Origin of the sequence: Modicisalibacter coralii (genome assembly GCF_004117855.1) — a bacterium.
GTDB lineage: Bacteria > Pseudomonadota > Gammaproteobacteria > Pseudomonadales > Halomonadaceae > Modicisalibacter > Modicisalibacter coralii.
This window is the reverse complement of sequence record NZ_QWBW01000036.1, coordinates 24,179-45,998: the sequence shown is the minus strand read 5'-3', so window position 1 is coordinate 45,998 and position 21,820 is coordinate 24,179. Positions and strand designations below refer to the sequence as shown.

Genomic DNA, 21,820 nt, shown 5'->3' with positions numbered 1-21,820 from the left:
GACCAGCACCGTGCGCGGCACGCCGCCGAAGTGGCGGAAGGCCTGCACCAGTGCCTCATAGGTGTGCTCGGCATCCTGGCTGGACGCCGCCCAGGCATGGAAGCGCCGTGAGTAGCCCAGCGTGTTGACCGCAAAATAGACCTTGCAGCGCTGGCCGGCGACGACCGTCTCGATTTCACCCCAGTCTTGCTGAAGCTGGAAGCCGGGCTGGGTCTCGAAGCGTACGGTCCGCTTGCTGGGCCGTAACGCCCGCTTGGGCTGGATGTACAGACGTACCATCGTGACGCCGCCGCTGTAACCCTGCTCGCGAATCAACTGGAAGATCACTTCGGCGTTCCAGACGTTGTCGGCCAGCAACTGATCAATGATCGGCTTGTAGGGATCGAGCTTGCTCGCTCGCGGCCTGGCCGGTCGCCCGGAGGGTGCCTCCTCGCGGGCCAGGTGGCGGCGCACGGTCCGTTCGCAACAGCCGATCTGATGCGCAATGTCCACGAGGTGGGCGCCTCGCTGGTGAAGTTGCCTTATCATGAGAAAGTCCTCTCGGCTCAGCATGGCGCGGCCCTTACCGGTTTGGTCACCAGCAAGGAAAGGCCATGCGGGTCGGGGGGACAATCTGTGTTGATGATTTACGGACTTATAGCTCCGGCGTCGACACCGGTCTACTGGCCGCGCAAGCTACGCCGGGAAAGCACGGCATCCGGGCCGGTATGAAGGTGTCACCGCGCCTCGTGGTCGATCCGCAGGTTCCGAGCGGCGAGCAATCGGCCCACCCTGGTCGCACGAGACGTCAAGCTCTCCCGAGCTCTACCCAGTTGCTACGTGACATCTGTTGGGTGATCGCGTCCGTTCACGGTATACGCAGCATCCGGGCCGCCGAGGATACACAGGAATGGTTGAGCCATAGCTTTTATGGGACAGCCGAAAGATTCAAGAGTGTAACGGCTTCCAAGAAACAACTGGCTAACGTTTTGGGGTGATCTCTTGAATATTGAAAAGTATCTTAGATTGACAGGGTTTCTGAGAAAAGGGAGTTACCCTGACATAAAAATTCCCTCGCCTGGAGAGGCAGAGGATATCAAGGCGGCGCCCAGCACCCTGTTCCATGTCGATGATCATTGTCTTGTGTTGGGTGACGCCGGTTTTCGAGAAAGGGGTATGTTACTTGGGGGTGGTTTTTTAGTGGTTCTGCTTGTGATCATTCCTTACTTGGTTGCAAGTTTCTTTCTGATAAAGTACCAGTATTATTGGCCGCCGGTTGTTTTCTTTGTGGTAGTAGTATTGGGGGGCATCCTTTTTTTTTGGCGGCGTGGTTCGAGGTAAATCGTGACTCGATTTATCCGGTGGTGTTCAACCGAAAGACCGGCAAGGTGTATTTTTTCAGCGATCAGGACGGCCGGCCCCGGCAAATGCCCTGGCAGGAATGTTCCTATGCCGTCGCTTACAAGGGGCGCTCCATTGTGGCCTGCCAGTATGAATTGCGAGGGTTTATCATGTCCGGTTATCGTGTCGAGGACAGTTTCTCCTTTGGTGATACGATTTATGAGTTCCGGGAGGCGCCAAAGAATGAAGTGTTCTATTTGTTCTATTATGTTCAGGCTTTTATGGAACATAACGAGGATTTCGAGAAGCCCGAACGGCTCATGTCCTGGCGGCCGTCGCTGGCCGAGTCCGCGCGACATACGATCCCCCGACTCGTCACCAACAACACCACCGTCAATGTCTTGTCCACTGTGTTTTATCGGTCGATGTGTGTCTTCTTCTCCTGGCAGATACTGGGGCATTATCTGATTAGTCGGTATGGAAAAATACCGCAATGGCCCCAGGAGATCATCGATGAGTGTGGTGAGGGTATTATTCTGAAGTAGGGCAGACTGGAATCATATCCTTGGCAGTGGTGGAGCGCGAATGCTCTCCCAGCGCTACAGCGTCCATGAGATCGCTCATATCGGATCCTCTGCTGCCTTGATGATCGATAGTGACGCGCAGAATAAGTCGAAATGCTGTGTTACGAACCGATATGTGATGAGTTTCAGATCGCGTGCCGGGTTGCGCTACATGCCCCATTTGCAAGCCGAAGGCGTAGCGGAGATGGGCTGCAACAGCCATCCGTGGTGTGCTGATGGCCGGTTTCGCCGTGGTCTCCTGGACTAGCATCATCCTGGTGGTCGGGTTCTGGTTTTTCGGCGACGATGCGCTGTCCAATGCGCGCTCCATCTACCGCATGAACGATACCTACATGGATATCAGAACCTTCTTCGATGAATGGCGGGGTCGGGTGTTGTTGGGGTTTTTTCCATTGTTGCTTGGTTTTTTTGGACTTTTTGTTTAGTTTTTTCCAATGGTGATGGATTTCTAAGTGGTCAGGATCTCATGGAACTGTTGATCAGAGAGTCAATATTGTGAATGAAAATTTTAGAGTGATGTTTGGTTTTGAGTGAGTGACGTTTTGAGAGAGGTGAAGTGGATGAAAAAGTTTATGCTTGTTTTACTCGGAGCTCTTGGGTTGGGGCATGCCCATGCTGATCAGACATTGGATTATTCAAAAGTCGATTCTCGCGAAAAGGCTATGGAGTTGGCTCGTGAAGGGAAGTTGCAAAAAATTCTTCTTTTTCCTTCAGAGTTAGGAGGTGAAGATATTCCTCAGAATGTCGTGTATGTACCTCCCGGTATTTCCGAGATCAAGGATAGAATCACGGGAACTCTCTTCAGATTTGCACAGGAGGGGGTGATCGATAGCTTACAAGTCAATCCAGAATACAAGGGGGTTAGTGTTATTCCTTCTCGGATCCATATCAAAACATCACATTCGGGGAAACCTGGTGAGTTCAATCCTACCATCGATATTTGGTGAGTTAAGTCGCCATGAGTTCTGGTCATCGCCCTAAGTGTTCTTATATTATGCATGGATAACTCGCTGAGAGATGGCGGCCGGCCTCATGAGCCAAGTGCAATCCATGTCCCATTCTTTGTAGTGTCCCAATCCATCGGAGGAAAGCATCTATATCGGTTCCATGGTTTTTACGTGATATCATGCTTTTGCTGATTTTTTGAAGAGGAGGTTGTTATGAAGGTTCGTAAATTTTCGCTCGTGGTTGCCTGTATCATGATCCCAGCGATGTCCTATGCTCAGGATTTTGACTTTGCAAATTTTTCGAAGGCCGTTGAAAGAGCTCATGAGCTAGGGACCGCGTGCCAGAATAGTGTGGATGCCGATGAAATGACACCACAGTGCGAAAAGTTTTTGAATTACTATAATGGCGAATACGATGAGCAGGCGGTTTTGCTATCCGAAGAAATGTCCAGGAATGGTGCTCGGTTCATTGATGACATTGGCTACGATGAGTTCGACCGTGTCTCTGAGCTTGATGAGCAAGTTGAGAGAATGGAGATTTTTGCCTACGACCTGAAGTACAATTAGAAGATAATAGGCTAGATCAAAGGTTGATGAATACGACGCCTGGCCAAAACGGTTAGGCGTTGTGTGTACTGATTATTTCATTTTTGCATTGGAAGCCGTTCTCCGGCTGCAGGCAGATTTGATCAATCCTGATCTCGTTGTCTCTTGGCCGACTGTCAGGTAAACACCGTAACACCTCAAACTGATGTTACGTCACAAAGTGCTGGGTAGGGCCTTCACGTCCACTTGGCTTCGGCGGTGAACGATACCGTGAACCAGCGTCGCTCCGGCGGGATGGAAAGCCCGCCGGCGATCTGTTCGCGGATCTCGTCGAATACTGCGACGCCTTTATCGGCGCCGAAGTCGGGAGTGGTGAGTATGTGGATCTCGATGAAGTGGCCGCGTCCGCTCTTGGCCACGTGGCTGAAGTAATCGAGCAGTCCGTCGCGGGCCATGACCGGCGTCATCGCGGCATGGACCTCGCTGTCCAACTTGCTGGGGGCGATGAGAAATATCTCGCGGATGGCCCGGCGCAGGATGCCGACAGGAACCGGCATGAAGCACAGCGTCAGCAGGGCGAGCAGCAGCGAGTCCACGTAGGGCGTGAGGTGGGCGTAGGCGGTGCGCTCCAGCACCAGGGCAATGGCGAAGGCCACCACCAGCGCGGCGGTGATCAGCCCGGCCATCAGCCAGCCCTGCATGTCGATGCGCAGAAACTCGGAGTCCACCCGGCGGTTGATGCGTTTCTCGTAGATGAACATCGTGAAGCAGGCCGTGGCGACCACCACGGCGTAGACGATCGCGAGGCCAAAGGCGAGCTCCTGGCCGCCGTCCACCAGCCCCTGCACGGCATTGAGGAAGGCGTAGAAGCACAGCAATAGTAGGATGCCGCCGTTCAGACCCGCCACCATCGGCTCCAGGTGCCAGTAGCCGTGCTGGAAACGCTGGCTGGCTTCACGTACCGCCAGGCGGGCGACCAGTAATGCCAGTCCCGACATCGCCGCGTCCAGGGTCGAGAACACGCCATCGAAGAGAATCGAACGTGAACCGGCCAGCAGGCCGAATGTCACCCCCAGCGCCGATACACCCAGTGTGGTGGCGATGGAGAGCATCAGGGTGCGTTGTTCGAGCGCGGCTTGCGTGGGCGCTGTCATGGGGCAGGACTCAGCAGCGGAAAAGTCTCGATACTAGCCGAGTGGCCCGAGAATGCGAAATCGCGCGCCAACGGCGTTGTCTCACGACCGACGGCGCTCACTTCCACTTGATATTGCAGCCCATCGACGGCTTCTGCTGGGTGCTTGGCAGTTGCCCCTCGAGCACCGCATCGGCGGCGGCGCGCAGGTCCTCGCCGGTCACCGGGGCGTCCTTGTTCGGGCGACTGTCGTCGAACTGTCCGCGGTAGGCCAGCTTGTGCTCGCGGTCGAACAGGAATAAATCCGGCGTGCAGGCCGCCTCGAACGCGCGGGCCACGTCCTGACTCTCGTCCACCAGATAGGGAAAGGAGTAACCGCGGCGACTAACCTCTTCTAGCATCTTCTCCGGACGGTCGTCCGGGTGGCTGTGGAAGTCGTTGCTGTTGATCGCGACCACGGCCACGCCTTGCTCCCGATACTCGCGGGCGAAAGCGGCGAAGGCATCGGCGATGTGCTTGACGAACGGGCAGTGGTTGCAGATGAACGCGACTACCAGCGGCTGGCCGGCGAAGTCCGTATTCGAGATTTCCCGCCCCTCGGGGTCGGGTAGCCGGAACGCCGGCAGGGGAGAGCCCAGTTCGATCATCCGCGACGGGGTCAGTGACATAACGGTTTCCGCTCCTCGAATAGCGTCTTGACCCTTCAGTTGTGCAGTATTGATCTGTCACTATCAAGGCCTTGCATTGCCCCCAAGACCTAACGGGATCGATAGCGCTAATGCCGATAACCGCCAATACCCCGGAACCTCCCTACTACGCCGTCATCTTCAGCAGCCAGCGAACCGAAGGCGATCATGGTTATGCGGCCATGGCCGAACGCATGGTGGCGTTGGCCGCCCAGCAGCCGGGGTTTCTCGGCATCGAGTCCGCGCGGGAGGAACTGGGCATCACCGTATCGTATTGGCAGAGCCTGGCCGCCATTCGGGACTGGAAGCGGCATGCCGAGCATCTCGAGGCACAGCGGCTAGGGCGCCGCCAGTGGTACAGCGACTTTCGCGTGCGTATCGCTCGGGTCGAGCGTGAGTATGGCATGTAGGCCGAGATGGGAATTCGGAGCCGGAATTTCACGCTGCCCGCCCAAGACGCCGGGGCGGAAAAGCTGGATAATGGCGCGCCATAGCCAGCCGAAAGCCACCAACCCGGCCCATCTTCATGGAAATCAAGGTCAACTACCTCGAAAATCTGCGTCAGGAAGCGAAGTTCGACGATTTTACCGTCGTCACCGATCAGCCTATCCGCTACAAGGGTGATGGCTCCGCGCCGGGGCCGTTCGATTACTTCCTGGCCTCGTCGGCACTGTGCGCCGCCTACTTCGTGAGGGTGTACTGCAACGCGCGGGACATCCCCACCGAGAACATCCGTCTGTCGCAGAACAACATCGTCGACCCGGAGAACCGCTACAACCAGATATTCCGCATCCAGGTCGAGCTGCCCAACGACCTCTCCGAGAAGGATCGCACCGGCATCCTGCGTTCCATCGAGCGCTGCTCGGTCAAGCGGGTGATCCAGAACAACCCCGAGTTCCAGATCGAGGTGGTCGACAACATCGACGAGGACGCTCAGGCGCTGCTGATGGGCGGGACCGTCGACGGCGACGAGACCTGGATCGAGGGCAAGGATCTGCCGCTGGAGCGGACCATCGCCAACATGACCCGCATCCTCGAGGATCTCGGCATGAAGATCGAGATCGCCTCGTGGCGCAACATCGTGCCCAATGTCTGGTCGCTGCACATCCGCGATGCCCACTCCAACATGTGCTTCACCAACGGCAAGGGCGCCACCAAGGAAGCCGCGCTCTGCTCGGCGCTGGGCGAGTTCATCGAGCGCCTCTCCTGCAACTTCTTCTACAACGACCAGTTCTTCGGCGAGGTCATCGCCGAGAGTGGCTTTGTCCACTACCCGGACGAGAAGTGGTTCCAGCCGGGGCCCGACGACGCGCTGCCGACCGAGATTCTGGACGACCATTGTCGGGCGATCTACGACCCGGACGGCGAGCTGCGCGGCTCGCACCTGATCGACACCAACTCCGGCCGGACGGAGCGCGGTATCGTCTCGCTGCCGTTCGTGCGTCGCTCGGACGGCGCGACGGTGTACTTCCCCTCGAATTTGATCGAGAACCTCTACCTCAGCAACGGCATGAGTGCCGGCAACACCATTGCCGAGGCGCAGGTGCAGTGCCTTTCCGAGATCTTCGAGCGGGCGGTCAAGAAGCAGATCATCGAGCAGGAGCTCGCGCTGCCTGACGTGCCGGACGCCGTGCTGGCCAAGTACCCCGGCATCAAGGAGGGCCTCGATGCACTGGAGGCACAGGGCTTCCCGGTGCTGGTCAAGGACGCCTCGCTGGGCGGGCAGTTCCCGGTGATGTGCGTGACGCTGATGAATCCGCGCACCGGCGGGGTGTTCGCCTCGTTCGGCGCGCACCCGAGCTTCGAGGTGGCGCTGGAGCGCAGTCTTACCGAACTGCTGCAGGGGCGCAGCTTCGAGGGCATGAGCGACCTGCCGGCGCCGACCTTCAACTCGCTGGCGGTGACCGAGCCGAACAACTTCGTCGAGCACTTCATCGATTCGTCCGGGGTGATCTCCTGGCGCTTCTTCAGCGCCCGCGCGGACCACGAATTCGTCGAGTGGGACTTCTCGGGCAGCAATGACGACGAGGCCGAGCGGCTATTCGGTATCCTCGACGAGCAGGACCTGGAAGCCTACATGGTCGTGCACGAGGACCTCGGCGCGCCGGTGTGCCGTATCCTGGTGCCCGGCTATTCCGAGGTGTACCCGGTGGAGGATCTGGTCTGGGACAACACCAACATGGCGCTGAATTTTCGTGCCGACATCCTCAACCTGCATGCTCTCAACGATGCGCAACTGACCGACCTGCAGGAGCGCCTGGAGGAGAGCCAGCTCGACGACCAGTTGAAGATCGTCACGCTGATCGGCATCGAGTTCGACGACAATACCGTCTGGTCGGAACTGACCATCCTGGAACTGAAACTGCTGATCGACCTGGCGCTCGAGCGGTTCGAGGACGCCCTGGCGCGTGTCGAGATGTTCCTGCAGTTCCACGACAACACCGTGGCGCGGGAACTGTTCTACCGCGCGGTGCAGGCGGTACTGGAGATCACTCTCGATGACGAGCTGGAGCTCGACGATTACCTCGTCAACCTGCGGCGCATGTTCGGCGAAGAGACCATGGACGCGGTGGTCGGTTCGATCACCGGCGAGGTGCGCTTCCACGGCCTGACGCCCACCAGCATGGCACTGGAGGGGATCGAAAGGCATCAGCGGCTGATCGAGAGCTATCGCAAGCTGCATGCCCACCGTGCGGCCCAGGCGGGGCTCTGACTGCCGGGTTGGCGTGTCTTGCCTGAGATGCGTACGAAGAAGCGGCGAGTGCAGGCCGTTTTCGTGCAAGACCTAGCGCCCACTACCGGGTGGGCGCTGTCGTCTCGGCTACCGTTGTCGGCGGGCGTCGTCGATGTACGTGGCGTATGCCGCTATTCAGCGCCGAGTGCCTTCGAGCAGCATGACGGCCAGACGCACCCCGTCGACTGACGAAAGGATGCCGACGAGCCGGTCGCCGTCGAGCACCGGCATGGCGCCCTGGCGGTTTTCGAGCAGTTGCTGAAAGGCGTCGGCGAGCGGCGTATCGGGGGAGAGCGTGGCGACGTTACGGTCGATGACCTGAGCCAGCGCGATGCGGTCGAGATGCCGACTCAGGTGCAGCGAACCGAAGGTGTCGGTGATGCGCAGTGCTTCGCGCAGCACGATCTTCTGGTTGAGCAGGCCCATCAACTGGCCCTGGTCGTCCAGTACCGGCACGTGGCGTATCCGGTATTCCCCCATGGCCTCGTTGGCGTCGTGCAGGGTCTGGTCGTGGCGCAGGGTCACGATGTCGCGAGTCATGATATCGGCGACGACGTCGGGTGTTTCCTGGGTCATGAATTGCATCCTTGATCGAATCGAATATCGGGTGTTGCCACGGCTCGGCCACTTGCTGCCATCGGTGGCTCGATGGCTCCGAGTCGCCCTGCGGTGGTGGCTTCGTCGTGAAGCCGTCGCGGGGCGATCCACGATGGACTTCTGCTCTTTATCGGCAGCGAGCGGCCGAGCCACAGCCTGATTCGGATTTTTTCGACCAAGGGAGCATGTCTGCGGAAGGGGCATCGCCTCCCGGCCGTGTGTCGGCAGGCGATGGCACGCAGCGTGCGGCGGAAGGAATGGTGCTCGCGTCGTCTATAGACGGCTGACGATCAATGCCGCGTTGACGCCGCCGAAACCGAATCCGTTGCACAGTGCATGGCGGATCGAGTGCTCGCGCGTAGTGTTCGCCACGAAATCCAGCCCTTGCAGGTCATCGTCGGGGTTTTCCAGGTTCAGCGTCGGGGGCAGTCGGCCCTGTATCACGGCCAGCGCGGTGAACAGGCTTTCCACGCCGCCGGCGGCACCCAGCACATGGCCGGTCGCCGACTTGGTGGCGGAGATCGGTATCGTGGTCAGCGCCTCATCGAAGACGTTGCGCAGGGCGGCGATCTCGGCGCGGTCGCCGACCGGGGTCGAGGTCGCGTGGGCATTGATGTGATCGATGGACTCCGGCGCCAGGCCCGCCATTCGCAAGGCCGCCCTGACCGCCGCCGCCGCGCCGGCGCCATCCTCCGGACCGGCGGTGATGTGATAGGCGTCGGCGCTGGTGCCGTAGCCGCTGAGCATGGCCAGGGGCGTCGCGCCGCGCGCCTCGGCGTGGGCCAGCGTCTCGATCACCATCAGCCCGGCGCCTTCACCCATCACGAAACCATTGCGATTCCGGTCGAAGGGACGCGATGCCCGGTCGGGCCGTTCCCGTTCGGTCGAGAGCGCCTTCATGGCGTGAAAGCCGGCCAGCGATAGCGGGTCGATGCAGGCTTCGGCACCGCCCACCAGGGCGACTTCCGCCTCGCCGCTGCGGATCAGCCGCATGCCGTCGCCGATGGCCTGAAGGCCGGCCGCGCAGGCGGTGACCGGACACCCCAGCGGCCCCCGAAAGCCGTGGCGAATCGAGACGTTCCCCGCCGCCAGGTTGGCCAGGAAGGCCGGCACCGTGAAGGGCGAGAGGCGGCGGTGACCGCGCGTCGTCAGGGTGTTCTGAGCCTGGGTGATGGTCGGGAAGCCGCCGATGCCGGACCCCACCAGGGTGGCGGTGGCCTCGCGGTCCGCGTCGCGCGTGGGGTGCCAGTCCGCCTGGGCCAGCGCCTCGTCGGCGGCGGCCATGGCGTAGAGGCTGAACAGCTCCAGCTTGCGGCGTGCCTTGGCGTCGGCGATACGTTCCGGGTCGAAGCCGGCCTCGGGGTCGTCGCCGAGATCGGGAACGCTGCCGGCGATCTTGATCGGCAACTCTCCGGACTCGAACCGGGTGATCGTCCTGACGCCCGAGCGGCCGGCGAGCAGGCGTTCCCAGCTTGCCTTGACGCCGCAACCCAGCGGGCTGACCATTCCCATGCCGGTGATGACGAGAGGGGATTGCATGGCGTTTTTTCCTGCATGGCGAGTTTTCGCCAAGCTAGCATCGCGCTATATATGATCAAGGTAATATTCAGGCGTGAGATGACGAGGTAGCCATGCCTTACTCGGCAACCCACAAGGCCAGGTCCCGGGAGCGGATTCTCAAGTCGGCTACCGAGCTGTTCAGCCGCCAGGGCTTCGAAAAGGTCTCGATCGGCCAGATCATGAAGCTGGCCCGAATGACCCATGGGGCCTTCTACGCGCACTTCGCCTCGAAGGAGGCGCTTTATCAGGCCTCGGTGCGTCAGACCCTGGAGAACAGCCGCGCGGCCAGGCTGGTCAAGGGGCCGCTGTCGGCCAAGCACCTGACGGACCTGGTCGCCAACTGCTGGAATCTTCAGGAACTCGAGCGCAAGCACAAGCCAGGCCCGGAGTCGGTGCTGTTCAACGAGATCGGCAACGAAAATACCGAGATTCGCACGCTGTTCGAGGCCTCGTACCGGCGCGTGAAGAAGATGCTGGAAACCCGCCTCATCGCCCTGAGTCGCCTGAAGAAACTGCCCCTCGAACCCGACCGCGAGGCCATCGCCGATAAGTCCCGCGTGATTCTCGCCTCGCTGGTCGGTGCCGTGGCCATCGCCAAGAGCCTGCCCGAGGAAGCCGAGCGCCAGCGCGTGTTGAACGCCGCCCAACGGCATATCCTGCGCATGCTCGGCGTCGAGGAGAGCGAGCTGGAAAGCCTGTTGGACGCTTCGGGGTTGGAGGGGAATCCTGCGTAACCCGATTTCGACCGCAAAATGCCCCGTACAACGGCAGGCCATGTTTTCCATGAGTTTCTTGCTCCGCGGGACTGGTAGCGTTGCTGAATATTCATTCAGGCCCCAGCCCAGCGGGCTACACGCCCCGACAAAGTCTTTTGCGGCATAGAGCGCCTTCCAAGATTTTGAAAGGCACTATAAGCATAGTCAGCAAGGTGGACAAAAATGGCCTGTAATTGACTTCTCCTTAAATCTGTTCATGCCGCCCGGAGTATAAAATGTTCGAGATAGTGAGAGCCGTTTTTCCCGATGATCTTGAGGATGTTCTTGATCTGTACCGGGAGTACGTGGGAAGCACCTCGGTCGATCTCTCTTTCCAGGGCAATGAGAAAGAGTTTAGCCAGTTGCCTGAGAAGTATGGCTCTGGAGAATCAAAGATTTTTCTGCTGAAAAAAGACGGCAAGCCGGTTGGGTGTGCGGCATTTCGGAAGCTGAATGAGGAAGTCTGCGAAATGAAGAGGGTGTATGTCCGGCCAAGTGCGCGAGGCGATAATCAGGGCGCTAATCTTGTGGGCAGAGTCTTGCAAGAGGCCTTGATGAGTGGATATAAGAAAATATGTCTGGATGTGCTGCCTGAGTTCAAGGCTGCCCTGAAATTATACCGGTCGTATGGATTCGTTGAGCATCCTCCCGTAACGAACAACCCCGTTCCAGGAACAAATTTCCTGGGCTTGAATCTAGAGCTGTATAACCAAGCATTGCAGCGGACGGGCCGCTAACTATAGCGTTAGGTGTCTACGATGCATGTCCTCATTACCGGTGCAGCAGGTTCCGGAACCAGCACTCTCGGCAAGGCTCTTGCCAGGGAATTGAATGTCTTGTTTTTGGAGGCTGACGATTTCTATTGGTTGGATACCAACCCGCCGTTCACGAAGAAAAGAGCTGCGGCGGAGAGGTGCAGGTTGCTGTCGTCGAGACTGGGAAGCCATTCGGACGCAGTCGTCTCAGGGTCGGTGATGGAATGGGGCCAGTCAATTGAAGACGCTTTCGATGTCGTGATCTTCTTGTATGTGGAAACTCATATCCGTCTAAAGAGATTGCAGGCCAGGGAAATCCACCTTTTTGGTGCTGCAGACCCCGAATTTCTTGAATGGGCGGCTCAGTATGACCAGGGAACCGCGCCGGGGAGCAGTCTTGCTAGGCATCGGGCATGGCTGGAAAAACGTTCATGTCCCGTGATCAAGCTAGAAGGGGACATGCCAGTGACTGAGCAAATGGCTATTTTGAAGGAGCATGGTTTGATCAACCGTTTCAGCCGACCATGGTAAGCGCCGTTGCGCATCGACTGACAACTGAGCTTCGATATTCTGCGTTGAGCACCTATGTGGACGCTTGAAATAATCTCGCCTGATACCATCGAGGCAGCCACGGAACTCGCCAAGGCTGCATTCAGCGATGATGATCGCTTCAGGCCGCTGACGGTGGCGTCAGGCGGCCCTCCCGGCCATGATGATCCCATGGTTCACGGAAGATGGATGAGAGACAGCCATTACTATGCCTGCTTTTTGGAAGGTTGTCTCGGCGGCTCGATAATAATTGCTGTGCGTGGCGGCGCTCGGGGGATAATTCATGGTATGCATGTCCACCCGAGCGTGATGAACAAGGGAGTCGGGAGCTGGATGCTTCGGGAGATACGGCGGCTTTATCCGGCAGTCAAAATCTGGGAGCTGGAAACCCCGGACTACGCGAAGCGTAATCATCATTTTTATGAGAAAAATGGCTTTGTGAGAGTGTCAGTCACGGGGCCGGAGCCTGACCTGGGTTTCGGATTTTTCCAATATCGATTCGTCGGTCAATAAGGCGCCAAGGCTGCAATCATATTTCCGCCGTGTCGGTAGGTACGAGTCAAACCATGAAACTGGGATGGTCGTCATGAATGCTACGACGCTGAGTACGAAAGGTTATTGCCGTTGCGGACAGACAGCGTTCGAGGTTCGTGGCAAGCCAATGATCACCATGGCCTGCCATTGCACGGGGTGTCAGAGGATGACATCCAGTGCCTTCAGCCTCAGTTCGCTGTTTCACAGCACGGCCTTCTCGATCACATCCGGGGAACCGGTTATCGGTGGGCTGCATGGTAGTACGCGCCATTTTTTCTGCGGGCATTGCATGAGCTGGCTATTCACGCGCCCGGAAGGCATGGATGATTTCGTCAATGTGCGTGCGACGATGCTGGAAGATGCCCGAGCCTTCAGGCCATTCGTCGAAACGTATACGGATGAAAAGCTGGAATGGGCGACGACGGGGGCAGAGCATAGCTTCTGCAAGTTCCCGCCGCAGGACAAGTTCCCGGAGCTACTTCAGGCATATGCGCTAAGGCCGGGTTGAATCCAGCATCCGTTGCCATGGGGCGCATGAAGCCATCACCTCGGTAATCTCAATGCCAGGCATGCATCTCGTGACAAGCCCTGAGTCAGACCTCTGATTCGGGGCTTTTGGGTTTTCGTGGCTTGAGTCAATTTTTAACGCCGTATGGGCGAGCGCAGCATTTTTCAGACAAAGCGTAAAGCCTCGTCAGCGGTCAATCGCGCCAGATATGCGCTCGAGCACAGACAGTGTTGTCTCCAGCTCCGCCTGGGTGATGCCTGCTGAGCATGTCTTGGCCCAGCCTGACTGCTTTTCATACAGCTTCGAATAGACCGTTCTTCCAAGGTCAGAGAGGCTGATCAGTTTTGCACGCTTATGCCCCGGATTGTCATGGAACAACAGAAGGTTATCCTTCTGCATGGCATCCACGAGCCGCTGTACGGCTTGTCTTGTCAGCCCCATGCTTCCGGCGATCTGCGGCACGGTTTGCGGTTCACCCGCCAGGGAAAGGGCACCCAGGATCTTCCATCGGGCACTGGTAATGCCATATTCCGACCCCATACGGTCGCCCTCACTGACGAGGAGCCCGCCCAGCTTGAAGACTTCGAGAACAATCTCGGTGAACACCGGGCCTTTCTGAGCGTCGCTCATCGACGATTCCTTTGGCGGATTGACAACATGTTGACAACCTCGGCTGTCGCTCGCATTATGACAACATGTTACCAACTTGCCCCGCCGGAGGAAACCAGCATGCTCATGCTCCATCGACTGGCAGCCACCCTCGCCATCTTGTGCATTGCCACGTTCTTCTCGTCGACGATTCTCGTCGAGCTGTTCGGTACGGCAGCATCCATCGTGACTGTCAAAAGCCTCATCGTTTGGCCAGGTTTGTGGGTGCTGGTGCCTTCCATTGCCCTGACCGGCGGTAGCGGTTTTGCCTTGGCGAAATCCAGAAGAGGGAAGCTCGTAAGACGCAAGAAAATGAGAATGCCCTTTATTGCCATCAATGGGTTATTGGTACTCATTCCCTGTGCCGTGTTGCTTGATCGCTGGGCATCCGCAAGCGCGTTTGATACGGCTTTCTACCTGGTGCAAGGCGCTGAATTGCTTGCCGGTGCGACCAACCTCGTCTTGATGGGCATGAACATGCGAGATGGTTTCAAGATGAGCGGTGGGTTTAGACGCTCAACGTTGGCTAACCGCTAGGCCACATCCCCCAGGGGCCGGGCCAGCAGCTCCGAGACCACACCCGGCATGAACTCTCTCGGCAGGGTGATGGCGTAGAAATTCTCGAAGACGTTGGGGAGCTGTTCCAGGCGTGCCAGCCGCCCCTGCTGTAGCTCGTCCTTGACCACCACCTCCGGCAGCACGCTCAGCGCGCCGCTGTCGCGGGCCAGCAGGCGCAGCATCGCCATGTCGTCGGCTTCGGCGAGGATCTTCGGCCGGTACTGGTAGAGGCTGCAGTGGCCGTCGAAGGCGCGGCGAATCTCGTGGTGCTCGCCGGGCAGGATCCAGCGGCTGTCATCGAAGCCGGTGGGGAAGGGGGTACCCGGGGCGGCGCCGGGCGGGCCGATGATCGAGAGCGGTTGGCGTGCCAGTAGCTGGCTCTGCCAGGCAGCGGCCTGCGAATGCGACGACGGTAGCTGGGTGTTGGTGAGCACCACGTCGAGTTCGTGGCGGGCCAGGCCATCCAGAAGGTCGGCCATGCCGCGGGCGTGCAGGCTGAAGTGCACCCGCTGCTCGGGCTGATGGAGCAGAGGGGCGACGAAGCTCTCGATGAAGTTACGCGACATGGTGGAGAGCGTGCCGATGCGTAGGCGCTGGTACGCGGGCTCGATACCGCGGCTGATCAGCGACTCCAGCTCTTCGCCCTTGGTGAAGATCGCCTCCGCGTAGTTGAACACCCGGCGGCCCGCCTCGGTCAGCACCAGGGCGCGGTTGCGGCGTTCGAACAGCGGCTTGTCCATCCGTTCTTCCAGCTTGCGGATCTGCGCCGACAGCGCGCTCTGGGAGAGGTGCAGCGAGTCCGCCACCTGGGTCAGCTTGCCGTCGCGGGCCACGCGCCAGAAGTAGTAGAGGTGATGATAGTTGAGCCGGCTCATTTCGTTCTCTTTTTTAGAACCATTTGTCAATTAATATCTATTTTAATTAAAAATCGGCTCGCCGGATACTGCACGCTCCCTGGATCAGCGGAGCCTTCCCATGCACGGCAACGAGCCATTTTTCACCTTCCTGCTTACCCTGGTACCGCTCATCCTGGCGCTGGGGGCCGTGGTCAGCGCCCGCGGCACCACCGCGCGGGCCTGGCGCATCGGCCAGGTCACCACCAGCGTCAGCGTGCTGCTGGCAGCAGCGCTGCTGGCGCTGGGGCTGGTACACGGCCTGCCGGCGCTGGCCGGCTGGTGGCAGAGCGGCGTACTGCAACTGACCATGCTGGCGCTGGCCAACTTCATCGCCTTCGTGGTGGTGCGCTACAGCGCGACCTATCTGCAGGGCGAGCCGCGCCAGCGACGCTTCGTCACCCTCGTTCAGGCGCTCTTCGCCGCGGTCAGCGTGGCGGTGCTCAGCGATCATCTGCTGCTGTTCCTGTTCGCCTGGCTGGGCATCAGCCTGGCCATGCACCAGCTGCTGATGTTCTACCCGGACCGCCCGCGTGCGGCCCTGGCCGCGCACAAGAAGTTCCTCTTCGCCCGCGCCGCCGAGCTCTGCGCCGCAGCCGCTTTCCTCATCCTCTACCTGGAGCACGATAGCGCGCGGATCAGCGTCATCACCGCCGCCTATGCCGTACCCGGTCACGCCCTGACCCTCGCCGACCAGGTCGCGGCCTGCTTGATCGGGCTGGCGGCGCTGATCAAGTGCGCCCAGCTACCGCTGCACGGCTGGCTGATCCAGGTGGTGGAGGCGCCGACCCCGGTGTCGGCGACGCTGCACGGCGGGGTGATCAACCTGGGGGGCTACCTGCTGCTGCTGTTCTCGCCGCTGCTGCTGCAGTCGGCGCCGGCCCAGGCGCTGGTACTGGCGGTGGCCGGTGTCAGTAGCGTGCTGGCGGCACTGGTGATGATGATCCGCGTCAGCGTCAAGGTGCGCCTGGCCTGGTCGACCAGCGCCCAGATGGGCCTGATGCTGGTCGAGATCGCCCTCGGGCTGACCGAACTGGCGTTGCTGCACCTGCTCGCCCACTCCTGCTACAAGGCCTACGCCTTTCTTAGCTCCGGCGAGGCGGTGGTCGAAGATCTGCTGCGTCGCCAGGCTCCGGCCCGCAGCCCCTCGCCGGGCCAGTGGCTCGCGGCCTTTCTGATCAGTGCCGCGCTGGTGAGCACGGTGGTGGTGGTGGCACGCAGCCTTAGCGATTCGCCGGCCTTCGCCGCCTACAGCCCCTGGGTGCTGGTCACTTTGGCTCTGAGCGTGATGCTGGCCGAGCGCCGCAGTGAGCGTAGCGCGGGCGCCCTCGGCAGCTTCCTCGGCCTGGCCGTGCTGGTGGTGCTCGCCTATGTCGGCCTCAAGACGCTGTTCGTCACGCTGCTGCCCGCCACCGGGCACAGTGTCTCGCCCTGGGCGGATCTGTGGGTGAGCGTGCTGTTCGTGCTGCTCTTCGCTGGCTACTGGCTGCAGCGCCATGGATTGCACTACCGCGCCTCGCAGACGCTCAACCGTTACTGCTACGCCGGCTTCTACCTCGACGAATGGGTCACCCGTAACACCCTCAAGCTCTGGCCCCACACACTGCCCGGCCGGATTCAGGCCAAGCAGCATCACACTGTCTCTCGCGGGAGTTTTCAATGATGAGTCTCGATACCTCTCGAACCGCACGGCTGGCCGACGCGAGCGACGCCACGCCGCTCACCGAGCCCCAGATCGCGGCGCTGGATCGCGCCTGCGCACGCATCGCCCCGAGCTGGCCGCTGGATCGGCTGATCGCGGTGAGCCCCTACTGGACCCAGCGCGGTGAAGACGCCGCCACGGTCTCGGCGCGCCTCTCGGCGCTGGGCAATGTCCACGGTCTGATGCCGCCGAGCCACTATCTGGCGGCGTGGCAGCGCGGTGAGATCACCGAGGCGCACCTGAGTGAGGCCGCCGCACGGCTCGATTACCACGGCGCCTACCGCAATCTACTGGCGGTGGTCGACGAGCTGAGCCGGCTGCCCCACTGGCATAACATCAGCGATCTGATCGATGCCCGCCGTGACCGTCAGCACCAGATGGCCTGGCGCGACGAGATCACCCATCAGATCAGCCAGTTCTGCGCCGCCTACTATCAGGCGGACGGGCCGCTCAACGCCGAGCGCCTGCACGCGCCCCGCAGCAAGCGGCTCTACCAGCACTGGCGCGAGATGACCCTCGAGGATCGCGGCATCGCCATCCTGATGGGCGAGCCGCGGCTGCGGCGCTACTTCCAGACCCTGCCGGAGAGCGAAGAGGGGCTGTTCCAGGCGGCCATTGCCGAGCTGGATGTCGCCACCGGCCATCTAGAGAGCTACGCCCAGGCGCTGCTGCTCGATATCAACGGCTGGGCCAGCTGGGTCGCCTATCAGGATTGGCAGCAGGGGCTGGATGCCTCCGCCGGTGGGGCGCAGGAGGCGCATCAGCACGAGGGCGAGCGGGCTCCTTCGGACATGCGCAGCCTGCTGGCGATCCGCCTGGCCTGGGAGCTGGTGCTGTGGCGCTATATCGGAGCGGAGCAGCCAGAGCAGGCCGAGCGCCTGAATCGGCTGTGGCACGCCGAGCTAGTGGAGCTGCCGACGCGCATCGAGCGCCACCAGCGTGCGCAGCAGCCGCTATGGGTGTGGCAGCTCGCCAGCGAAATCGCCTACCAGCAGCCGTTGCACCATGCGCTACTGCAGGCTGCGGGTGTGGCTCCAGACAATACGCAGACGCCGCGGCTACAGGCGGTGTTCTGCATCGATGTGCGCTCCGAACCGATGCGCCGGGCGCTGGAGCGCCAGAGCCCGGCGATCCAGACGCTGGGCTTTGCCGGCTTCTTCGGGCTGCCGCTGGCGCACCAGCAGGGCGGCACCGCGCTGGCCCAGCCGCACCTGCCTGGGCTGTTGGCACCGCAGGTGATGCTCAAGAGCGAACCGAACACGGGGACGACACACACCGCGCAACGGCTGAACTGGCAGGCACGCCTGCAGGAGTGGAGCCGCACGGCGAGTGCCAGCTTCACTGCGGTGGAGGCGGGCGGGCTGCTCTATGCCGGCAAGCTACTGCGCCGCTCGCTGGAGGCCAAGGCCCGGCGCCAGCCGCTCGCCATGGATACGTTGAGCTGGCACTGGCGAGCCAGCGGTGAGGCGCTGAGCCTGGCCGACAAGGCCGCGCTTGCCCGTAGCGTGCTGGTGGGCATGGGGCTGACCGAGCATATCGCCTCGCGAGTACTGCTGGTGGGGCACGGCAGCCACAGCAGCAACAATCCGCACGCCGCGGGGCTCGAGTGCGGCGCCTGCGGCGGCCAGTCCGGAGAAGTCTCGGTACGCGCCCTGGCGCGGCTGCTCAACGACCCCGCGCTGCGCGGGGCGCTGGCCGAAGATGGACTGGTCATCCCCCAAGAGACGCGCTTCGTACCGGCGCTGCATCACACCATCACCGACCGCCTCGAACTGCTGGAGGCCGAGACGGACGCCCAAGTGCTGGGTGAAGAGATGCGCACCTGGCTCCAACGGGCCGGCGAGCAGGCTCGGCGCGAGCGTGCCCCGCAGCTCGGCCTCGCGGCCGATACGCCCGAACTTGAGCAGACCCTGGACCGCCGTGGTGCCGACTGGTCGCAGACCCGCCCGGAGTGGGGGCTGGCCAACAACGCCAGCTTCATCGCCGCCCCACGGCGCTGCACTGCGCTGCTCGATCTCGCCGGGCGCAGCTTCCTGCACGACTACGACTGGCGCACGGATAGCGACTTCGCCCGGCTGGAAGCGATCATGACCGCACCGCTGGTGGTCGCCCACTGGATCAACATGCAGTACAACGCCTCGGTCACCGATAACCGCAAGTTCGGCAGTGGCAACAAGGTGCTGCACAACGTGGTCGGCGGGCATATCGGCGTGTTCGAAGGCAACGGCGGCGATCTACGTATCGGCCTGCCGCTGCAATCGCTGCACGACGGCGAGCGCTGGCGTCACGAACCGCTGCGCTTGAGCGCCTACCTCGCTGCGCCCCCGGAGGCGATCGCCGAGATCGTCGCGCGCCACGAGGTGCTGACCTCGCTGACGCACAATGGCTGGCTGCATCTGCTCGCGCTGGATGACCAGAGCGGCGAAGTACTCGCTTACCGTGGCGGGCAGTGGGTCAGTAGCTAACGGTAAGATTTGCCTAGCAAAATCGCTTCATCATAAAAAGCCCCGGGCCAGAACACTGGCTCGGGGCTTTTCTCTTTGGGGCGTTTTCGCTGAGCCGGCATCCGCTTGAGTGGTGGAATTTCCAAGGCCTGAATCTCAACGCGGCGGATTATGCGTCTATTACGACCCACAACGTTTTGCATCCGTCATGATGAGTGAATAATCTTGTTATTCAAGACCCCCTGCATGGCCAGGTGGAATTGTCTCATAGCTGAATGCTAGAACTACTGCATGGATGGCAAGTGCCATCACCCCATGCCTAGGTAGGGGCGGTAGCGTGGCCAGGTGTTAGGTTCTCTCGGTACGCGAGCTGTAGCGTTTACCCGCATGATGGCTTCACACGATCCATCAGCTTGAGAGGCTGCTCTGCGCATCCATACGTTGATGACCGAGTTTCTGTTTTTGTATACAGTATTATTGGGTCTGGCAAGATGTGCAAGCGCGCGAATTCGGCATAAGTAGCCGAGCTGTTGTGAGAAACCAGTTTTATCAATGGGTTAGGTAAAAAATGGTGTGCTCGACAATATTTTTGAGCGTGCTAGCGCGTTCAAGTCACTAAGCGAGCGCGTTTAGAATCTCTGTTAGGCATCTAGGAGGTTGTCCATTGAAAATAGATAGTTTAGATGGCTATGACGATTACTATGATCTAGATGGAAGCCCTCTAGAGTTCTGTATTCAAAGAAAAACAGTACACTACGACGGCATGAAGATTGTTTTGGATCGTCTTCCGTATTTGCTCAATAAAAGTAGTGGCCAGATTCGTTTTTCTAGCCCAGCAGTACAGATCATAAAAGAATATGCTGAAGACGGTAAGAGGAACGGTAAAAAGGAAGTCAGAATCAATCAGTTTGGTAAGTTTAATAGAGGAAAGCTTCCTGTCGGTGAACAGACAGATTTCAAGTATTCTCCAGCGGAACATTTTTTCATACCAGGGTTGATCAGAAATAGGCCATCAGATGGCTTTTTAACTCCTGTATATTTTGAGAAGCATGTTTTAGTCAAATTTGAACATGCGGATGGCTATAATCTGGAGAAACAAACAGAAAGCGCTGGTCGCATTCATGGCCCTGGTGACATTGACGTTCCATACGGTGTTAATAAAGGAGGCCATGTAATTATGTGGCTAGGTGATATAGCCAACCTCCCCAAAAATGAGTTTTTATACTTGTACTCTGCAAATGTAGAGCCTCAGTATGATATTCACTCTGATTTCTATCGTAATCAAATATTAGGTGAGTGGTTGTAATATATGCCTAGCAAGTTGCTGCAACGGACTCGTCAATCTGATATTTTTTGTGCACAGCCCGCACAATAAGCGCCAGGTTAACTCACCGCTGAGCAAGGCGTTAGGCTCCATTCAAACCTCATCCCATGATTAAAGGAAAGTGAATAAATGAGTAGAAAAAATCCGTGGGAAGTGCCTGAATGGCATGCTCTGGGTCGAGAAGCATCATTAGTCAGGCATCTGATTGGCTCTGGAGCAACGGCTATAGGTAGGGCTAATTACGCGGATAAGATGGGCGAGTATTACACCGCGTTCTTTGGTCTCTCGGTTGGGTTAGAAAGGCTTTCAAAGCTAATACTGGTTGCGCATCATGCTATCGAAAACAATGGGAAAATGCCTGGCGAGAAAGTTGTTAGAAAATTCGGTCATAAACTGATTGACCTCGCCAATGAAGTTGAGAGTATTTCCGAAAAGATGCAGCTATCGCTTCGCTATTCTCGCCCTACACAAGAAATTCCACAAAAAATACTAGAGTGCTTAGATTCATTTGCTGACGCGAGACGAGGCAGGTACGCAAATTTCGCATCGCTAGATGATCCCAATTTAACTGCAGATGAACCTATAAATAAGTGGTGGGGCGAGGTGGCTGAGAGTATATTGGAAAAGCACTATTACGGAAAAGCTGCACAAAAGAGAGTTGAAGGTAGGGCTGAATTAATTGATTCGATGATTTCACCATTTACTATGGTGATACAAACGAATGAAAGTGGGCATACTATGCAGGACGTTGAATCTGCCTCCATACGTGCCGGCCAAAATGTAGTCGTACAAAAGTGGGGAAGGTACCATTCTTTGTCTATCGCTCGCTGGCTCTCAACCGTTCTATCTGAGCTTTCCCGTATCGCTTGCCATACACATGGCATAGATGGTTTTTTTGGCCTAGATGAATACTTTTACACTTACACTGTTGACGATAGTTTTCTAAAGACCAGAAAAGTATGGCCATTGTAGTAGTGCAAAGCCTAACAAATCAATCAACTTTGCGCCTGCGGCGCCGGACGCAGCAAAGCTGCGCCGGTTATT

General features: G+C 59.1%; 23 protein-coding genes. 16 read left to right on the top strand and 7 right to left on the bottom strand.

Annotation, left to right across the window (positions count from 1 at the left end; genetic code table 11):
• Window positions 1–552, bottom strand: a 552-nt coding sequence (locus tag D0901_RS17720; RefSeq protein WP_233440463.1) for a DDE-type integrase/transposase/recombinase, incomplete at its 3' end; no start/stop codon positions are given.
• Window positions 553–1,298: 746 nt separating this feature from the next.
• Here D0901_RS17720 and D0901_RS17715 point away from each other — a divergent pair.
• From D0901_RS17715 to D0901_RS17700, 4 genes are all read left to right on the top strand, one after another.
• Window positions 1,299–1,865 carry a DUF6708 domain-containing protein gene (locus tag D0901_RS17715; protein WP_129141634.1) on the top strand — a complete coding sequence of 189 codons (567 nt, stop codon included), beginning with the start codon at window positions 1,299–1,301 and terminating at the stop codon, window positions 1,863–1,865.
• A gap of 254 nt (window positions 1,866–2,119) precedes the next feature.
• The gene (locus D0901_RS17710) at window positions 2,120–2,329 is read left to right on the top strand and encodes a hypothetical protein (RefSeq protein ID WP_129141633.1); all 210 of its coding nucleotides are present in this window, start codon (window positions 2,120–2,122) and stop codon (window positions 2,327–2,329) included.
• Between the two features lie 135 nt (window positions 2,330–2,464).
• Window positions 2,465–2,851: a hypothetical protein gene (locus D0901_RS17705; RefSeq protein ID WP_129141632.1), complete on the top strand. Its 387-nt coding sequence runs from the start codon at window positions 2,465–2,467 to the stop codon at window positions 2,849–2,851.
• A gap of 213 nt (window positions 2,852–3,064) precedes the next feature.
• Window positions 3,065–3,418, top strand: coding sequence for a hypothetical protein (locus tag D0901_RS17700; protein WP_129141631.1), 354 nt, complete (start codon window positions 3,065–3,067; stop codon window positions 3,416–3,418).
• Window positions 3,419–3,633: 215 nt separating this feature from the next.
• Here D0901_RS17700 and D0901_RS17695 read toward each other — a convergent pair whose 3' ends face one another.
• Window positions 3,634–4,551: a cation diffusion facilitator family transporter gene (locus D0901_RS17695; RefSeq protein ID WP_129141630.1), complete on the bottom strand. Its 918-nt coding sequence runs from the start codon at window positions 4,549–4,551 to the stop codon at window positions 3,634–3,636.
• A 97-nt stretch (window positions 4,552–4,648) separates the two neighbouring features.
• Window positions 4,649–5,197 (bottom strand): thioredoxin family protein, encoded by a 549-nt coding sequence (locus D0901_RS17690; RefSeq protein WP_129141629.1) that lies wholly within the window; start codon window positions 5,195–5,197, stop codon window positions 4,649–4,651.
• A 110-nt stretch (window positions 5,198–5,307) separates the two neighbouring features.
• Here D0901_RS17690 and D0901_RS17685 point away from each other — a divergent pair, with 110 nt between their 5' ends.
• Together D0901_RS17685 and D0901_RS17680 are read left to right on the top strand one after the other, a co-directional pair.
• Complete coding sequence (locus tag D0901_RS17685) at window positions 5,308–5,625, top strand: antibiotic biosynthesis monooxygenase family protein (RefSeq protein ID WP_129141628.1); 318 nt, start codon at window positions 5,308–5,310, stop codon at window positions 5,623–5,625.
• 116 nt (window positions 5,626–5,741) lie between these two features.
• A complete protein-coding gene (locus tag D0901_RS17680; protein WP_129141627.1) occupies window positions 5,742–7,928 on the top strand; it encodes an OsmC domain/YcaO domain-containing protein in 2,187 nt (728 codons plus the stop codon).
• A gap of 156 nt (window positions 7,929–8,084) precedes the next feature.
• Here the strand turns inward: D0901_RS17680 and D0901_RS17675 are convergent, their stop codons facing one another.
• A complete protein-coding gene (locus D0901_RS17675; protein ID WP_129141626.1) occupies window positions 8,085–8,525 on the bottom strand; it encodes a CBS domain-containing protein in 441 nt (146 codons plus the stop codon).
• A gap of 294 nt (window positions 8,526–8,819) precedes the next feature.
• Window positions 8,820–10,085 carry a beta-ketoacyl-ACP synthase II gene (gene fabF / locus D0901_RS17670; protein ID WP_129141625.1) on the bottom strand — a complete coding sequence of 422 codons (1,266 nt, stop codon included), beginning with the start codon at window positions 10,083–10,085 and terminating at the stop codon, window positions 8,820–8,822.
• A gap of 92 nt (window positions 10,086–10,177) precedes the next feature.
• On the opposite strand from fabF, the gene D0901_RS17665 reads away from it, so the two are divergent.
• From D0901_RS17665 to D0901_RS17645, 5 genes are all read left to right on the top strand, one after another.
• Window positions 10,178–10,840 (top strand): TetR/AcrR family transcriptional regulator, encoded by a 663-nt coding sequence (locus D0901_RS17665; protein ID WP_129141624.1) that lies wholly within the window; start codon window positions 10,178–10,180, stop codon window positions 10,838–10,840.
• A 257-nt stretch (window positions 10,841–11,097) separates the two neighbouring features.
• A complete protein-coding gene (locus D0901_RS17660; protein ID WP_129141623.1) occupies window positions 11,098–11,598 on the top strand; it encodes a GNAT family N-acetyltransferase in 501 nt (166 codons plus the stop codon).
• 21 nt (window positions 11,599–11,619) lie between these two features.
• Window positions 11,620–12,147, top strand: coding sequence for an AAA family ATPase (locus D0901_RS17655; protein WP_129141622.1), 528 nt, complete (start codon window positions 11,620–11,622; stop codon window positions 12,145–12,147).
• A gap of 54 nt (window positions 12,148–12,201) precedes the next feature.
• Window positions 12,202–12,678 carry a GNAT family N-acetyltransferase gene (locus D0901_RS17650; protein ID WP_129141621.1) on the top strand — a complete coding sequence of 159 codons (477 nt, stop codon included), beginning with the start codon at window positions 12,202–12,204 and terminating at the stop codon, window positions 12,676–12,678.
• A gap of 64 nt (window positions 12,679–12,742) precedes the next feature.
• Window positions 12,743–13,207: a GFA family protein gene (locus D0901_RS17645; RefSeq protein ID WP_325051849.1), complete on the top strand. Its 465-nt coding sequence runs from the start codon at window positions 12,743–12,745 to the stop codon at window positions 13,205–13,207.
• A 186-nt stretch (window positions 13,208–13,393) separates the two neighbouring features.
• Here the strand turns inward: D0901_RS17645 and D0901_RS17640 are convergent, their stop codons facing one another.
• Window positions 13,394–13,837 (bottom strand): MarR family winged helix-turn-helix transcriptional regulator, encoded by a 444-nt coding sequence (locus D0901_RS17640; protein ID WP_129141619.1) that lies wholly within the window; start codon window positions 13,835–13,837, stop codon window positions 13,394–13,396.
• A gap of 99 nt (window positions 13,838–13,936) precedes the next feature.
• On the opposite strand from D0901_RS17640, the gene D0901_RS17635 reads away from it, so the two are divergent.
• Window positions 13,937–14,392, top strand: a complete 456-nt coding sequence (locus D0901_RS17635; protein WP_129141618.1) for a hypothetical protein — start codon at window positions 13,937–13,939, stop codon at window positions 14,390–14,392.
• Here the strand turns inward: D0901_RS17635 and D0901_RS17630 are convergent.
• Complete coding sequence (locus tag D0901_RS17630) at window positions 14,389–15,288, bottom strand: LysR family transcriptional regulator (protein ID WP_129141617.1); 900 nt, start codon at window positions 15,286–15,288, stop codon at window positions 14,389–14,391. The genes D0901_RS17635 and D0901_RS17630 overlap by 4 nt on opposite strands.
• Window positions 15,289–15,388: 100 nt before the next feature.
• On the opposite strand from D0901_RS17630, the gene D0901_RS17625 reads away from it, so the two are divergent.
• The 4 genes from D0901_RS17625 (at window position 15,389) to D0901_RS17610 (ending at window position 21,748) form a co-directional block, all read left to right on the top strand.
• On the top strand, window positions 15,389–16,969 hold the full coding sequence (locus D0901_RS17625; RefSeq protein ID WP_129141616.1) for an NADH-quinone oxidoreductase subunit L: 1,581 nt from the start codon (window positions 15,389–15,391) through the stop codon (window positions 16,967–16,969).
• Window positions 16,966–19,473, top strand: a complete 2,508-nt coding sequence (locus tag D0901_RS17620; protein WP_129141615.1) for a YbcC family protein — start codon at window positions 16,966–16,968, stop codon at window positions 19,471–19,473. The genes D0901_RS17625 and D0901_RS17620 overlap by 4 nt, the downstream gene beginning before the upstream one ends.
• A gap of 643 nt (window positions 19,474–20,116) precedes the next feature.
• Entirely contained in the window at window positions 20,117–20,758 is a 642-nt protein-coding gene (locus tag D0901_RS17615; protein ID WP_129141614.1) for a hypothetical protein, read from the top strand.
• A 147-nt stretch (window positions 20,759–20,905) separates the two neighbouring features.
• Window positions 20,906–21,748, top strand: a complete 843-nt coding sequence (locus tag D0901_RS17610; protein ID WP_129141613.1) for a hypothetical protein — start codon at window positions 20,906–20,908, stop codon at window positions 21,746–21,748.
• Window positions 21,749–21,820 lie beyond the last annotated feature (72 nt).

Coding starts and splice junctions, on each gene's coding strand:
- D0901_RS17640 (WP_129141619.1), bottom strand. CDS start 13,837: ATGAGCGACGCTCAGAAAGGCCCGGTGTTCACCGAGATTGTTCTCGAA.
- D0901_RS17655 (WP_129141622.1), top strand. CDS start 11,620: ATGCATGTCCTCATTACCGGTGCAGCAGGTTCCGGAACCAGCACTCTC.
- D0901_RS17630 (WP_129141617.1), bottom strand. CDS start 15,288: ATGAGCCGGCTCAACTATCATCACCTCTACTACTTCTGGCGCGTGGCC.
- D0901_RS17660 (WP_129141623.1), top strand. CDS start 11,098: ATGTTCGAGATAGTGAGAGCCGTTTTTCCCGATGATCTTGAGGATGTT.
- D0901_RS17635 (WP_129141618.1), top strand. CDS start 13,937: ATGCTCATGCTCCATCGACTGGCAGCCACCCTCGCCATCTTGTGCATT.
- D0901_RS17685 (WP_129141628.1), top strand. CDS start 5,308: ATGCCGATAACCGCCAATACCCCGGAACCTCCCTACTACGCCGTCATC.
- D0901_RS17690 (WP_129141629.1), bottom strand. CDS start 5,197: ATGTCACTGACCCCGTCGCGGATGATCGAACTGGGCTCTCCCCTGCCG.
- D0901_RS17645 (WP_325051849.1), top strand. CDS start 12,743: ATGGTCGTCATGAATGCTACGACGCTGAGTACGAAAGGTTATTGCCGT.
- D0901_RS17705 (WP_129141632.1), top strand. CDS start 2,465: ATGAAAAAGTTTATGCTTGTTTTACTCGGAGCTCTTGGGTTGGGGCAT.
- D0901_RS17710 (WP_129141633.1), top strand. CDS start 2,120: ATGGCCGGTTTCGCCGTGGTCTCCTGGACTAGCATCATCCTGGTGGTC.
- D0901_RS17665 (WP_129141624.1), top strand. CDS start 10,178: ATGCCTTACTCGGCAACCCACAAGGCCAGGTCCCGGGAGCGGATTCTC.
- D0901_RS17695 (WP_129141630.1), bottom strand. CDS start 4,551: ATGACAGCGCCCACGCAAGCCGCGCTCGAACAACGCACCCTGATGCTC.
- D0901_RS17610 (WP_129141613.1), top strand. CDS start 20,906: ATGAGTAGAAAAAATCCGTGGGAAGTGCCTGAATGGCATGCTCTGGGT.
- D0901_RS17680 (WP_129141627.1), top strand. CDS start 5,742: ATGGAAATCAAGGTCAACTACCTCGAAAATCTGCGTCAGGAAGCGAAG.
- D0901_RS17625 (WP_129141616.1), top strand. CDS start 15,389: ATGCACGGCAACGAGCCATTTTTCACCTTCCTGCTTACCCTGGTACCG.
- D0901_RS17650 (WP_129141621.1), top strand. CDS start 12,202: ATGTGGACGCTTGAAATAATCTCGCCTGATACCATCGAGGCAGCCACG.
- D0901_RS17675 (WP_129141626.1), bottom strand. CDS start 8,525: ATGACCCAGGAAACACCCGACGTCGTCGCCGATATCATGACTCGCGAC.
- D0901_RS17700 (WP_129141631.1), top strand. CDS start 3,065: ATGAAGGTTCGTAAATTTTCGCTCGTGGTTGCCTGTATCATGATCCCA.
- D0901_RS17620 (WP_129141615.1), top strand. CDS start 16,966: ATGATGAGTCTCGATACCTCTCGAACCGCACGGCTGGCCGACGCGAGC.
- fabF (WP_129141625.1), bottom strand. CDS start 10,085: ATGCAATCCCCTCTCGTCATCACCGGCATGGGAATGGTCAGCCCGCTG.